Raw genomic sequence first — 14,124 nt, 5'->3', positions numbered from 1 at the left:
ACTCCGTCGTCGGTGGCGGCCACCATGAGAATACAGTTCGCTTTGTGCATCCATCTCAGACCGCCCGCAACCAGACTCCCCGTGAGCGTCTTGCGTCCGCTCGCCTGTACCTGTGTACCGATGCCAGGCGCGACAAGGGCGACCTCGCGCAGTTCGCCGAGGCCGCGTTGTCCGGTGGCGTCGACATCATTCAGCTGCGCGACAAGAACTCCGCAGGCGAGCGCGAGTTCGGTCCCCTCGAGGCCAAGGACGAGCTCGCGGCGCTGGCGATTCTGCTCGCCGCGACCAAGCGGCACGGTGCGCTGTTGGCAGTCAACGACCGTGCGGATCTGGCGTTGGCCTCGGGCGCCGACGTTCTCCATCTGGGTCAGGGAGATCTGCCGGTGCACTACGCCCGTCAGATCCTGGGGCCGGACGTGGTGATCGGCCGGTCGACGCAGAACCGCGCTCAGTCCTCGCTCGCCGCGATCGAGGACGGCGTCGACTACTTCGCCGTCGGGCCGGTGTGGCCGACGCCCACCAAGCCCAATCGCAAGGCCGCGGGACTCGAAGCTCTTCGGGCGACCGCGGACGCGCTGCCGGAACGGCCGTGGTTCGCGATCGGCGGCGTCGACGCGACCAACGTGGACGAGGTTCGAGCAGCCGGTGCCGATCGCATCGTGGTGGTCCGAGCGATCACCGAGGCGCGGGACCCGCAGGCCGCCGCCCGTTCGTTGGTGCAGGCGCTGCAGGCCTAGAGCCAACCCAGTACCGCGGACGGCGTCAGGACCTGCACCGATTCCGGCAGCCGGTCGCGTAGTCCGCGGTCGGCGGTGACGAGCGCGGTCAGGTCTCCGTCGATGTCGGCCTGCTCGGCCAAGGTGTCGTCGCCACTGCCGTCGGCGAGAATCGTCCGAGTGCGGGGGTCGTCGACCACGGCGTCGCGGGCCTGGCCTTCGAGCACGGCGTCGATGCGGGTGAGCCAGCCGTACTGACCGCTGGGCAGTTCGACGGTCCGCGGCAGCGTCTCGGCGAGCGCGGTCAGCAGTGCACCGGTGGATCCGGCGCGGTCCTTCCACCATCCGTTCGGCCGGGACCCCAGCACGTTGGCGGTGTCGAGCAGCACCCGCAGCGGCACGGTGCGCAGCGACGGCCAGCTGGACGCGAAGCCCGGGTGCAACGGGAGTTCGTCGACGATCGACTCCGGCACCCAGCGCAGCTCGGTGCTCTCCCCGTTGGGCACGGTGGTCAACGGATGATCGGTATCGGCGACGACGGTGGTGTACGACCAGCCGCTCTCGACACTCGCGGTGACGCGCTCGCTGCGAACACTGAGCTGGTCGGCCGTGATGCCGGCTTCTTCGTGGGCCTCGCGCACCGCGGCGTGCGCGGTGCTCTCGTGGGAATCGCGGGCTCCGCCGGGTAGTGCCCAGGTTCCGCCCTGGTGACTCCACAAGGCACGGTGCTGCAGCAACACCATCGGCTCGCCTGCGTCGGACGGTGCACGCAGCAACAGTCCGGCGGCTCCGTGCTTTCCCCAGTGCCGTGTGCCGTTCTCGCCGATCACCCAGCCGTCACCGTCACCACGCATGCTCACCACCCTAGGTGAATCACCTGCCTGTAGTGGCTGCAGTACGGTCCGCCTGCTTATATGCTCGGGTGCGTGATCGCGGCCGGTATTACCCCCTCCGCTGCCGTCCCCCCGACAACGGCTACGCACGTCGGTGTCGCTGCAGGCAAGCCACCGGTTCGCTACACGATGCGTTCGACGCCTGCGCGGTTGGTCGCAATGGGAATCGCGCTGGTGGTGCTCGCGTTGACGGTCGGGAATCTCGCGTCCACGGCCGTGCACGATCGGGTCGACACCCTCGGCACCCTGTTGGTGCGCACCGAGCCCTTCGCGAATTCGGCACAGAATCTGTACGGGGCTCTGTCGGTGGCCGACGCAGCCGCGGCCACCGCGTTCATCGCCGGTGGTCTCGAGCCGGCGGAGGTACGCGAGCGTTACTCGCAGGCGCTCGGCGAGGCGTCGTCCGAGCTGATCGCGGCCTCGGCCGGGGTGACCGAGAACGACGCGGCCACCAGCGCGGTGCTCACGCAGATCGCCGCTGGGTTGCCGGTCTACAGCGGTCTGGTCGAGACTGCGCGAGCCAACAACCGCAGCGGAAATCCGGTCGGCGCGGCGTATCTCGGCGAGGCGTCGACGATGATGCAGTCCAGTTTGCTGCCGCTGGCCGAGAAGTTGTACACCGAACAGGCGTCGCGGGTCTCGGCCGATCAGGAACGATTCACCAGTCCGCCACTGTTCGCGATCGGCTCGCTGGTGTTCCTGTTGCTGATGACCGGCCTGGCCCAGTGGTACCTGTCACGGACCACTCGCCGAACGTTGAACGCCGGATTCCTCACTGCCACAGCCGCTGTCGCCGGACTGCTCGGCTGGATGCTGGTGGTGGGACTGATTTCGTCGATCGCCACCGATCGCGCGATCGACCGCGGAGTGTCCCCGCTGAAGTCCTACACGACGGGTTTCATTCTGGCGCAACAGGCCAGAGCGGACGAGACACTCGACCTCGCCCGCCGCGGCGGCGGTCAGGATTACGGAGAATCGTTCGACGCCAACGTCTCTCGGCTGACCGAGATGTTCCAGGGCGATACCGCGGTGATCGATGCACTGAACACGTGGTCGGTCTCGCACTCGAGGATCGATTCCGCACTCGAGGTCGGCGATTTCAACGGCGCGGTCTCCATTGCCACCGGCACCGGCGAGTCCGATTCGGCGGCCGCGTTCACCGCGCTCGACAGCGTTCTGGTCGACGGAATCGAGAATGCGCGAAGCGAACTGCGGTCCAACATCGACCGATCGGTGTGGGTGCTGTCCGGACTGTCGAACGGCGCATACGTGCTCACCGTCTTCGCGTCGGTCGCCTTCGGTGTCGGCCTGTTCCCGAGGCTGCGTGAGTACCTGTGAAACGTCTGCTCGCCGTCGGCATTCTGGTCACCGCGCTCGTGGTCGGCTGCGCCACGCCGGACAACGCTCCGCCGCAAGCGGAGACGACGTTCACCGAACCGCCGCTACCGGACGGCGCGTCCGTCGCCGCCAGGCCCACCGAGAGCCCGGCCGACGACGAGTGCGCACGCCCCACCGCCAGCCTGCGACCGCTGACGGTAGGCACCGATGCTCCACCGCCGCCACAACCGACACTCGACGCGCTGCGCGCCAAAGGCCGGTTGGTCGTCGGGTTGGACACGGGCAGCAACCTTTTCAGCTTCCGCGATCCGATGACCGGCCAGTTGGTCGGGTTCGATGTCGACATCGCACGGGAAGTCTCACGAGACCTGTTCGGCGATCCGAATCGGTTGGACTTTCGCATCCTCACCTCCGCACAGCGGCTCGAAGCTCTGCAGGATTCTTCGGTGGACATGGTGGTCAAGACCATGACCATCACGTGCGCTCGCCGCAAGGACGTGCAGTTCTCCACCGTGTACTTCCAAGCGCAGCACCGTGTTCTGGTGGTGCAGGGATCGGGCATCCGCGGTGTCGAGGACCTGGCGGGCAAGCGAGTATGCGCCGTGGAGGGCACCACCTCGCTGCGACGCCTTCAACGCGTCCAGCCCGCCGCGACCGTGGTGACGGTACCGATGTGGTCGGATTGCCTTGTGGTGCTGCAGCAACGGCAGGTCGACGCCATCAGCACCGACGACGCCATCCTCGCCGGCCTCGCCGCTCAGGATCCCTACCTCGAGATCGTCGGCGACAGCCTGAGCCCGGAGCCGTACGGGGTGGGAATCAACAAGAACAACGAGGATCTGGTGCGCTTCGTCAACGGGACGTTGGCACGCATCCGCTCCGACGGCACCTGGAATCGCATCTACGACCGATGGCTGACGGTGCTCGGCCCCTCTCCCGGTCCGCCCAGCGCGACGTACAGCGATTAGGGGGCCCGGACATGGACGACGACGAACAGCAGCCCACGGCCCCGGCGGAGCGAACGCAGGCGGTCTCGCGCGCCGACGACAGCGAACGCACCCGGGCAGTGTCGAGAACGCAAGCAGTCTCGGGAACGGACGGCGTCGAGCGTACTCAGGCCGTATCGCGGTCATCGGTCGGTGATCGGAACCCGACATCCACCGCGTCACAGTCCGCTTCCACTCGCTCCAAGACGGGTCGGTCGAGATCCGGTCGATCGCGCAGCACCGGCATTCGGCGTCGACTCGGTGGCGGTCTGGTGGACGTGCCTCGCGTCGAACCGATCGATCCCGCCACTGCCGTGATGTCGGATCCGACGGTGCCGCAGCACAAACGGTTCTGTTGGAAGTGCAATGCCAAGGTCGGCCGCAGTGAACCGGGTGAGCCCGACGTGGCGATGGGTATCTGCCCGCACTGCGGTGCCACGTTCGACTTCACTCCGTTGCTCGAGCCGGGCGATCGCGTGGTCGGCCAGTACGACGTTCAGGGCTGCATCGCACACGGTGGGCTCGGCTGGATCTACCTCGCCATCGACCGTAACGTCAGCGACCGTTGGGTGGTCCTCAAGGGACTGCTGCATTTCGGGGACGAAGAGGCCCACGCCGTCGCGGTCGCCGAGCGGCAGTTCCTCGCCGAGGTCGCCCATCCCGGCGTGGTGAAGATCTACAACTTCGTCGAGCAACCCCGCAGCGACGGGTCGACCGTCGGCTTCATCGTGATGGAATACGTCGGCGGCCGCTCACTGCGCGACATCCTCACCGCCTGCGGCGACGGTGCCCGTCTGCCCGTCGAGCAGGCGCTGGCCTACGTTCTCGAAGTGCTTCCGGCACTGGGCTATCTGCATTCGATCGGGCTGGTCTACAACGATCTCAAACCGGAGAACATCATGGTCTCCGACGACCAGATCAAACTCATCGACCTCGGCGCGGTCGCGGGCATCGAGGACTACGGCTACCTGTACGGCACGGTGGGCTACCAGGCACCGGAGATCGTGAAAACGGGACCGACGGTGGCGTCGGACATCTTCACCGTCGGCCGCACGCTCGCGGTGTTGACGCTGGACATGCCGTCGAAGAACGGCAAGTACCTCGACGGGCTCCCCTCCGCCGAGGAATCCGAGGTACTACAGCAGTTTCCGTCGCTGTATCGACTGCTGCTGCGCGCGACGCACGAGGACCCCACTCGGCGGTTCCGATCCGCGGACGAGTTCGCCGGGCAGGCCACCGGGGTGCTGCGTGAGATTCTGGCCATCAGGACAGGTGTCGAGCGGCCGGGACTGTCGACGGTGTTCAGCCCGCCGCGTACGACGTTCGGCACCGAGCAGTCGGTGGGCCGCACCGACACCTACGTGGACGGCACGGTACGCCACGAACGAATGACCGCAGCCGAAGTGGTTGCCGCGCTTCCGGTTCCGCTCGTGGACCCCAACGACCCGAGCGCACCGCTGCTGGCGGCGGCCGTACACGTCGAACCTCGACAGACCCTGGACTCGCTGCAGCACGCCAAACGCAACGGCATCGAACGCGTCACCGCCGGAGCCGAATCGAACCGTTCCGCAGGCTCCTCGAGTCCGGTGGAACTGAGTCTCGAGATCACCCTGGCCGAGGTCAAGGCCCACCTGGATCTCGGGAACGTCGTCGACGCAACCGACATTCTGGCCAAGGTGCAGTCGACCGACCACACCGCGGACCCGTGGCGAGTGCAGTGGTACGCGGGCCTGATCGCGCTGTTGCACCACGAATACGACTCTGCATTCACCAATTTCGACAACGTTCTCGGTGCGATGCCCGGCGAACTGGCACCCAAGCTCGCTCTCGGAGCCACCTCCGAACTACTCGGGCATGTGGCCGCGGGCAACAAAGAAGAAGCCGAGAAGTGGCGGGCCCGCGCCGAGGGCCTGTACCGAGCAGTGTGGCGAACCAATCGTGGCATCGTCAGCTCCGCGTTCGGCCTGGCCAGGCAGTTGCAGCGCCGCGGCGATCAGACCGGTGCCATCGCCGCGCTCGATCAGGTACCGATCAGCTCGCGACACTACTCCATGGCCCGCATGACCAGCGTGTTGACGTTGCTGATGGATCGCTCGCGAGCCGAGCTGTCCGAGGCCGATTTCCGTTCTGCGGCACGGCGAGTGGCGTTGCTACCCAAGGCCGAGAGCCGGGCGCTGCAGATGCGCACGCTGGTGCTGGCGATGGCCCTGGACTGGATCGTCTCCGGCCACGCTGCGACAGCCGAACGAGAACCCATTCTCAGCGTCCCGTTCACCGAAGACGGGCTGCGGCGCGGCACCGAGAAGGGCCTACGCGCACTGGCCCGCAACGCCACCGATCGCGCCCACCGTTTCTCGTTGGTGGACCTGGCGAACGCCATTCGGCCGCGTTCGCTGTTCTAGCTGCGTACCAGGCTGTCCGCTGCCCGAGCGATCGCCAGCTCCTCGTTGGTGGGCACCACCATCACAGTGACGGTCGACGAGTCGGTGGAAATCACCCGAGCCTGTTTGCTGCGCACCGCATTACGCTCTGGGTCGATCTCGATGCCGAAGCCCTCGAGATTCGCCAGGGCATCGGCGCGCACTGCTGCGGCGTTCTCGCCGACACCGGCGGTGAACGTGATGGCGTCGAGCCGGCCCAACCCGATCATGTACGCACCGATGTACTTGCGCAGACGGTGAATGTAGACGTCGTATGCCAAGCGTGCGGAGGCGTCGCCGTCGTCGATCCGTTGCTGCAATTGCCGGAAGTCGTTGACCCCGGACAGTCCGATCAACCCGGAGCGACGGTTGAGCAGGGCGTCGATGTCGTCGGCGCTCATGCCTGCACTGCGACGCAGATGCAGAATCACCCCGGGGTCGATATCCCCACTGCGGGTACCCATCACCAGACCTTCGAGGGGAGTCAGTCCCATCGAGGTGTCGACCGCCTTGCCGCCGGCGACGGCCGAGGCCGAGGCCCCGTTGCCCAGGTGCAGCACGATCTGATTCAGCTCCGCGAGATCGCGTTCCAGGAACTGCGCCACCTGGTCCGAGACGTAGTGGTGCGAGGTGCCGTGGAAGCCGTAGCGCCTGATGTCGTGCTCGGCGGCGACGTTCGCGTCGATGGCGTAGGTCGCGGCCGCGTCGGGCAGGGAGTGGAAGAAGGCGGTGTCGAACACTGCCACGTGCGGCACGTTCGGCAGCTGCTTCCTGGCGACCTCGATGCCCAGCACGTTCGGCGGATTGTGCAGTGGTGCAAGACTACTCAGGTCCGAGATCTGCTGCACGACGGCGTCGTCGATGATCGTCGGCCGGTAGAACACGGTCCCGCCGTGGACGACACGATGCCCGACCGCGGTGACCGCCTCCAGTTCGACGCCTGCGTCGGCGAGCATCTCGAACGCCAGCGCCAGACCGGCACCGTGGTCGTCGATGTGCTGGATTCGCTCGACACTCTCACCCCGATAGTCGAGTTCGACTCGGCCGTCGGATTCACCGATGCGCTCGACGAGCCCAGTGGCCACGGACTCTCCGGAGCCAGGGTCGACGAGTTGGAACTTGACCGAGGACGAACCGGAGTTGACGACGAGGATGCTCACTTGCCCTCCTGATCGGCTGCGGCGGCAATCCCCTGCGCCTGAATCGCAGTGATGGCGACGGTGTTGACGATGTCCTCGACCAGCGCACCGCGCGAGAGATCGTTGACCGGCTTGCGCAGGCCCTGCAGAACGGGGCCGACGGCAACCGCACCGGCGCTGCGCTGGACGGCCTTGTAGGTGTTGTTGCCGGTGTTGAGGTCCGGGAAGATGAACACCGTCGCTCGGCCTGCCACGTCGGAATCGGGCAACTTCGACGCGGCGACGGACGGTTCGATCGCCGCGTCGTACTGGATCGGACCCTCCACGAGCAGTTCCGGATTGCGTTCGCGCACAAGCGCTGTGGCTTGCCGCACCTTGTCGACGTCGGCTCCGGAACCGGATTCGCCGGTGGAGTACGACAGCATGGCCACCCGCGGCTCGATCCCGAACTGGGCCGAGGTCTGCGCCGAGGACACGGCGATGTCGGCGAGCTGCTCGGCCGTCGGGTCGGGTACGACTGCGCAGTCACCGTAGGCGAGAACACGATCGGACAGGCACATCAGGAAGATCGACGACACCGTCGACACGCCCTCGGTCGTCTTGATGATCTCGAACGACGGCTTGATGGTATGTGCGGTGGTGTGCGCCGCTCCCGAGACCATGCCGTCGGCAATTCCCTTGTGCACCATCATGGTTCCGAAGTACGAGATGTCGGCCATGATCTCGCGGGCACGGTCGATCGTCATACCCTTGTGCTTGCGCAGCTCGGTGTACTCGGCCGCGAAGTCCTCGGCGTAGTCGCAGTTCCTGGGGTCGAGAACCGTCGCACTGTCGAGATCGACGCCCAGTTCCGATGCGCGTCGTCGAATGGGGCCTTCCTCGCCGAGGATCGTCAGGTCCGCAACCTGACGCTGCAGCAGACGTCCGGCAGCCCGGAGGATGCGATCGTCGCCGCCCTCGGGGAGCACGATGTGCTTGCGATCGGCGCGCGCCCGGTGGATCAGCTGGTACTCGAACATCTGCGGGGTCGTGATGGTGGGAATGGCGATGTCGAGCCGCTCCAGAAGAGTTTTCGCGTCGACCCGCTGTTCCATCAGACCTAGCGCGGTGTCCACCTTGCGCTGCGAACCCACCGCCACGCGGCCGCGCGTCTGCGCTGCAGCAGAAGCGGTGTCGAAGGTGCCGAGCTCGGTGGTCAGGATCGGCAACCGGGGGCCGAGCCCTGCCACCAGACGAGCGATCGCCGGATGGGGCTCGATGCCGCCGTTCATGATGATTCCGGCGAGAGACGGAAAGCCCTCCGCCTCATGGGCATTGACGAGGGCGAGCAATACGTCGGATCGATCTGCAGGCGCGATGACGACGACGCCCTCGGTGAGGCGTTCGAGGATGTGCTCGGCCGTCATGCCACCGACCATGACCCGCAACGCTTCTCGCTGCAGCAACGACGAATCACCGGAGTACAGTTTGCCGTCCACCGCCTCGAGCAGTTCCGCCATCGTCGGCGCGACGAGGAGCGGAATCTCCGGCAGAGACCACGCGGGCACGCCGACCGACGCCAACGCGTCGGTGACCGCATCGAGATCCTCGGGGGCGCAACGGTTCGCCACGATCGCAGCCAGGTGGGCATGATGCTGACGCAGTTCGCCCTGGCACAGAGTGGCCAACTGCGCGATTTCGTCGGGCATGCGACCGGACCCGCGCAGCGCAAGCAACACGGGGGCACCGAGATTGACCGCGATGCGCGCATTGAAGCCGAGTTCACTGGGGCTGCCGACGTCGGTGTAATCACTGCCCACGATCACCACGGCGTCGCACTGGGACGCCACCTCGTGATAGCGATTGACGATCTCACTGAGCGCTGCATCCTGATCGGCGTGCACCTGCTCGTACGTGACACCGAGCGACTGCTCGTACGTCAGATCTGCGGTGGTGTGCTCGACGAGCAACTCGAGGATGTAATCGGGTTCGTCGGTCGATCGAGCAATGGGACGGAACACCCCCACCCGGGCCGCGGAAGCGGCGAGCATCTGCAGCACACCGAGCGCGATGGTCGATTTCCCGGTATCCCCTTCCGGTGACGCGATGTAGATGCTCGAGGGATACATGTCCGACGCGTCGGTGCCGCTGGGCTCAGCCATGACCGCCAGCCTAGTAGGGGTCGTTCCGCGGGCTCCACTCCTGGCTGGTAGGGCTCGTTCCGCAGGCTCCACTCCTGCCCAGTGGGTTGGGGTGTTGACACCGGGCGCGGTCGGGTTGTCCCATGAACCATGGCCGAATCACCGTTCCCGGATGTGCGCTGGGGCAGCGAAACATCGTTCATCCGCAAGCCCGCCGTGAAGTTCGCGTCGACGAAGCCCGGTTCGTGGGTAATCCGGAACCTCGCAGGCGTCGACCGGTGGCTCTTGACCAAATCCGACGGCCGCTTCACCGTCCTCGGGCCGATCGCGGCTCCGGTGGTGTTGCTGACCACCACCGGCCGAAAATCCGGCAAGCCCAGGACGAGTCCGCTGCTGTACTACCGGGAGGGCGACAAGATCTACGTCGTCGGATCCAATTTCGGTCAGCAGCACCACCCGGCGTGGACGTCGAACCTCCTCGCAGACCCGAAGGCCGTGGTGGCCATCGGCGGCAAGAAGATTCCGGTGACGGCCACCCGGATCACCGGCGACGAGAAGGCTCGTATCTACCGGCAGTTCGACGCGATGGTCGAGGTCTACGGCGAATACGAGACCCGGACCGACCGCGACATGCGATTGTTCGCACTCGCGGCCGATCTCTAGTCTCTTCGGGATTCAGCCGAGCTTGCGCAGGCGCGGGGCCAGGTCCTTCTCGAACAGCTCCAGGAACCGCTTCTGATCGTGTCCGGGCGCGTGGAACACCAAGTGATTCAGGCCGGCATCGGTGTACTGCTTGACCTTCTCCACTGCCTCGTCCGGGTCCGATGCGACGATCCAGCGCTTGGCGACCTGCTCGATCGGCAACTCGTCGGCGGCCTTCTCCATCTCGATCGGATCGTCGATCGAGTGCTTCTGCTCGGGCGTCAGTGACAGCGGGGCCCAGAAACGGCAGTTCTCCAGCGCCAGTTCGGGATCGGTGTCGTAACTGATCTTGATCTCGATCATCTTGTCGATCTCGCCGGCGTCGCGCTCGGCCTTGCCCGCGCCCTCTTCGACGGCCGGAAGCAGCTTGTCGGTGTAGAGCTCCATGCCCTTGCCCGACGTGCAGATGAATCCGTCGCCCGCACGTCCTGCGTACCGCGCCACCACGGGTCCGCCGGCCGCGATGTAGACCGGAATACCGCCCTCGGGGACGTCGTAGATCGACGCGCCCTTGGTGGTGTAGTACTCGCCCTCGAAGTCGACGCGGTCGCCGAGCCACAGCTCACGCATCAACCGCACCGACTCACGCAGGCGCGCGAATCGTTCCTTGAACTCCGGCCATTCGCCGGTGAATCCGGTCGCGATCTCGTTGAGCGCCTCTCCGGTGCCCACACCCAGCATGATGCGTCCGGGGTACAGGCAACCCATCGTCGCGAACGCCTGCGCGATGACCGACGGGTTGTAACGGAACGTCGGCGTCAGTACCGAGGTGCCGAGCTGAATCGTGTTCGTCCGCTCCCCGACCGCCGTCATCCATGCCAGCGAGAACGGCGCGTGGCCACCCTCGTGCCGCCACGGCTGGAAGTGATCGCTGACCGTCGCCGAATCCATACCGTGCTGCTCGGCGAGCACACCGAGCTCGACCAACTCCCGCGGTCCGAACTGCTCCGCCGATGCCTTGTACCCCAGCTTGAGACCCTGCGCCACGCCGAACTCCTGTCGTTGGTCGTCCTAGTTCTTCGATTGTGCACCTGTGGTGGTTCGCGGCGTACCCCAAGGGTCGTTCCGCAGGCTCCACTCCTGCCCCACGGGTCGTTCCGCAGGCTCCACTCCTGGGCTGCTACTGGATCCCCAGAACCGTGACCACTGCCGCCAGTACCGCCACGGACCCGATACCTACAGCGAAGATCCACAGATCTCGTGACTCGGGCATCGGTGCACCACTTTCGAGGGCGTCGCGAACGCGCATCCACCGTCGCAGACCGATGATCGGTGCCGCCGCAGCGAGACCGATCAGAATCAGGCCCAGCGCCGTCCGAACCCACCCGGTACTGAAATCAGGAACCAGGTGGACGATCGCGATTCCGCCGGCGAGCAGGCCGAGAGAGGTTCGCAGCCAGGCGAGAAATGTGCGTTCGCTGGCGAGTGTGAACCGCTCGTCGGGGCGCGTCACGCCCGTGGGGTCATGCGCTCGCGAATCAGATGGGCAACCTGGTCCGGGTCGTCGGGGGTGAAGACCGGCGAGATGCGGCGGAGAGTCAGCACCACTGCAGTGTCCTTCTTGGGACGCATCACGTCCAGCGGGAGCCACTGATCGATTGTCGACGCACCCCACAGACGCCAACGACCGTTCCAGTTGCCGAGGACGGCGGTGTCTACGGCGCGAATCCTGTCGTACGGTACGAACTTCTTCGTGGCGAAGGGGAAGTAGTAGTACCTCAGAGTGACGCCTGCCTCGTCGAGACGGACCGGTCCATCGTCGTAGATGACATCGCCATTTATTCGCACAGGTAACGATAAGCGTCCAGGTCATGGCCCGCAACAGCGGTTATCGAAACCTGTCGGTGGGTCCGGTTAGTCTTCTTCTTGTTCGAACAGGCGTTCTTGTTTCGGCTCACCGGGGGGTGAAAAAATGGGTGCAATACCGACCGTGTCATTGGAGGCGTTGACCGCTGCCGCGCGTGAGGAGAATCGGCAGGCGGCCCGCAAGATCACCGCCTGCTATCGCGTGCACTGCGACTGGATCGCGCGGGACGCCAAGCACGAGCATTACAGCCGATACGGGCGCACGGAGATGTCAGTGGCGTTGGGCTGCTCGGCGACCGTCGCCGAAGCGTATGTCTCCGTCGGCGTCGCCCTGCATACCCGGCTTCCCCAGGTGAAGACCACGTTCGAGACCGGTGAGATCGATCTCGCGCGGGTGCGGACGGTATGCCGAATCCTCGACAATCTCTCCGACGACATCGTCAGGTCGGTCGAAGCCGAGGTGGTCGAGGCGGCGCGGAGGTCGTCCCCGGGCCCGCTCGAGCAGGCGATCTGGGACATCCTGCTGCGCGTTGCACCGGAGGAAGCCGCCGCGTTGCGGGAGTTCGCGAAGAAATTCCGCACCGTCACCTACAGCCCCGCCGGAGAACTCGCCCGCATCCGAGCCGAGCTGACCGCCCCCGAAGCCGCCGCCGCATGGCAACTGCTCGAGGAGATGGCCGACACCCTCTGCCCCAAAGACCCGCGCGGGAAGAAAGAACGCCTGTGCGATGCATTCATGGCCCGCATGCACGGCGAACCCCGACTGGCATGCCTGTGCCAACGCACCGACTGCCCCAAAACCGAGGCAGTGCTGCCGGATCGGCGGGTGCCGCTCACGATGATCACCGTCGACATCGCCACCCTCATCGGACTACTCGCCAACCCGGCCTATCTGGCCGGGCACGGTTCCATCGACCCGGATCTCGCACGAGAGTTGGCACGCAACAGTCACTGGCAGATCCTGCTCACCGAAGCAGTGACCCTCGCCGAGAAACTCGGACTCGCTGTGCAGAACCCGGAGACCGGGCAATGGGAACGACGCTCGGACAGCGAGAAGGCATCGGCTGCAACAGAACCCGAAACGGAAACAGAGAAGGACGAAGACGCGGGCTTGGGCTTGGGCTTGGCTGCAGACTCGGCTGCGGATGCTGACGAGGGAAATGGGTCGGAAGCGGACTCGAGGGCGGCGACAGATTCCTCGACCGAACCGACCCCGGCAAGTGCACCTGCACCTGCACCTGCGCCGGGGAACACCTCGACACCAACACCGGAACCAGCAGCACCCGCATCGGCACCAGCGCCACCACAGGCACCGGCACCGGCACCGGCACCGGCACCAGAGTCACCAGAGTCACCAGAGTCACCAGAGACACTCTCAGATGAGGTCGACGAGACCGGCGAGACCGGCGATGCCGAGGAGAACGACGAGTCCATACCCGCACCTGCGACCGACCCGCCGGCAACTCCCGACCCAGACACCGATCCTGTTCGGAAGCACGCAGCGACACGCGCAGGGACGCCAGTGATCGACCCTCCCGCTCAGGCAACATCGGCCACCGGCCCTGACGTCGCTGCTTCGCCTGAACCGGCTTCAGCGTCACTATCACCTGCGGGACAGACACCACCGGCACCTGATATCACATCGAACTGTTCGGAATCACACTCTCCCACAACACCATCCGACTCCTCGGCATCCGGGGCGACGTCAGCCCGAGGCCCGGAACCGGGAACAGGCCCGACCGACGCTGCCACTGCCGCCAGCGACAATCCACGCCAGCGTCGCCTGGGATCACTGACCTCCGCCGCAGCCCTGTTCTGCACCCACACCCCCGTCGGCCGGGGCACACGGCACAGCTCTGCCCTCGACCTGGACGACATCAGACATCCCGCCCACAACATGAGAGCACTCGACCTACGCTCGGCAATCTGAATCACCCTAGGTTTGATGCCGCTTCCTTCTGAGTCAGGAAGGATGAGCACATGCCCAAGAAAATCGATCCGGAG

Annotated in this window: 12 protein-coding genes; 6 read left to right on the top strand and 6 right to left on the bottom strand. The window is 65.9% G+C overall.

What is annotated here, in order from left to right; all coding sequences use genetic code 11:
• Positions 1 to 44 precede the first annotated feature (44 nt).
• Complete coding sequence (thiE, locus tag R3P95_RS10455; protein WP_094613923.1) at positions 45 to 737, top strand: thiamine phosphate synthase; 693 nt, start codon at positions 45 to 47, stop codon at positions 735 to 737.
• On the opposite strand, the gene R3P95_RS10450 is transcribed toward thiE, so the two are convergent.
• Positions 734 to 1,570 carry an NUDIX hydrolase gene (locus R3P95_RS10450; RefSeq protein WP_283347754.1) on the bottom strand — a complete coding sequence of 279 codons (837 nt, stop codon included), beginning with the start codon at positions 1,568 to 1,570 and terminating at the stop codon, positions 734 to 736. The genes thiE and R3P95_RS10450 overlap by 4 nt on opposite strands.
• A gap of 72 nt (positions 1,571 to 1,642) precedes the next feature.
• Here R3P95_RS10450 and R3P95_RS10445 point away from each other — a divergent pair, with 72 nt between their 5' ends.
• From R3P95_RS10445 to R3P95_RS10435, 3 genes are read left to right on the top strand one after another with little or no spacing between them, the layout of a single operon-like run.
• Entirely contained in the window at positions 1,643 to 2,947 is a 1,305-nt protein-coding gene (locus R3P95_RS10445) for a hypothetical protein (protein WP_283347753.1), read from the top strand.
• Entirely contained in the window at positions 2,944 to 3,915 is a 972-nt protein-coding gene (locus R3P95_RS10440) for a glutamate ABC transporter substrate-binding protein (RefSeq protein ID WP_094613921.1), read from the top strand. The genes R3P95_RS10445 and R3P95_RS10440 overlap by 4 nt, the downstream gene beginning before the upstream one ends.
• Positions 3,916 to 3,926: 11 nt before the next feature.
• Complete coding sequence (locus tag R3P95_RS10435; protein ID WP_283347752.1) at positions 3,927 to 6,335, top strand: serine/threonine-protein kinase; 2,409 nt, start codon at positions 3,927 to 3,929, stop codon at positions 6,333 to 6,335.
• On the opposite strand, the gene R3P95_RS10430 is transcribed toward R3P95_RS10435, so the two are convergent.
• A complete protein-coding gene (locus tag R3P95_RS10430; RefSeq protein ID WP_283347751.1) occupies positions 6,332 to 7,513 on the bottom strand; it encodes an acetate kinase in 1,182 nt (393 codons plus the stop codon). The two genes, R3P95_RS10435 and R3P95_RS10430, sit on opposite strands and share 4 nt — an antisense overlap.
• Positions 7,510 to 9,633: a phosphate acetyltransferase gene (gene pta / locus R3P95_RS10425; RefSeq protein WP_317548309.1), complete on the bottom strand. Its 2,124-nt coding sequence runs from the start codon at positions 9,631 to 9,633 to the stop codon at positions 7,510 to 7,512. Before pta ends, R3P95_RS10430 begins: the two co-directional genes overlap by 4 nt.
• 129 nt (positions 9,634 to 9,762) lie before the next feature.
• On the opposite strand from pta, the gene R3P95_RS10420 reads away from it, so the two are divergent.
• Positions 9,763 to 10,275 (top strand): nitroreductase/quinone reductase family protein, encoded by a 513-nt coding sequence (locus R3P95_RS10420; RefSeq protein WP_068048034.1) that lies wholly within the window; start codon positions 9,763 to 9,765, stop codon positions 10,273 to 10,275.
• A 12-nt stretch (positions 10,276 to 10,287) separates the two neighbouring features.
• Here the strand turns inward: R3P95_RS10420 and fgd are convergent, their stop codons facing one another.
• From fgd to R3P95_RS10405, 3 genes are all read right to left on the bottom strand, one after another.
• The gene (gene fgd / locus R3P95_RS10415; protein ID WP_032401751.1) at positions 10,288 to 11,301 is read right to left on the bottom strand and encodes a glucose-6-phosphate dehydrogenase (coenzyme-F420); all 1,014 of its coding nucleotides are present in this window, start codon (positions 11,299 to 11,301) and stop codon (positions 10,288 to 10,290) included.
• A 133-nt stretch (positions 11,302 to 11,434) separates the two neighbouring features.
• Positions 11,435 to 11,767 (bottom strand): YidH family protein, encoded by a 333-nt coding sequence (locus tag R3P95_RS10410; protein WP_269596505.1) that lies wholly within the window; start codon positions 11,765 to 11,767, stop codon positions 11,435 to 11,437.
• On the bottom strand, positions 11,764 to 12,102 hold the full coding sequence (locus tag R3P95_RS10405) for a hypothetical protein (RefSeq protein ID WP_269596504.1): 339 nt from the start codon (positions 12,100 to 12,102) through the stop codon (positions 11,764 to 11,766). The genes R3P95_RS10410 and R3P95_RS10405 overlap by 4 nt, the downstream gene beginning before the upstream one ends.
• A 124-nt stretch (positions 12,103 to 12,226) precedes the next feature.
• Here R3P95_RS10405 and R3P95_RS10400 point away from each other — a divergent pair, with 124 nt between their 5' ends.
• Positions 12,227 to 14,050: a DUF222 domain-containing protein gene (locus tag R3P95_RS10400; RefSeq protein WP_317548307.1), complete on the top strand. Its 1,824-nt coding sequence runs from the start codon at positions 12,227 to 12,229 to the stop codon at positions 14,048 to 14,050.
• Positions 14,051 to 14,124 lie beyond the last annotated feature (74 nt).

The sequence above is a fragment of the Rhodococcus cercidiphylli genome (genome assembly GCF_033042225.1).
Lineage (GTDB): Bacteria > Actinomycetota > Actinomycetes > Mycobacteriales > Mycobacteriaceae > Rhodococcoides.
The sequence above is the reverse complement of the archived record's forward strand: the minus strand, read 5'-3'. Positions and strand labels throughout refer to the sequence as shown.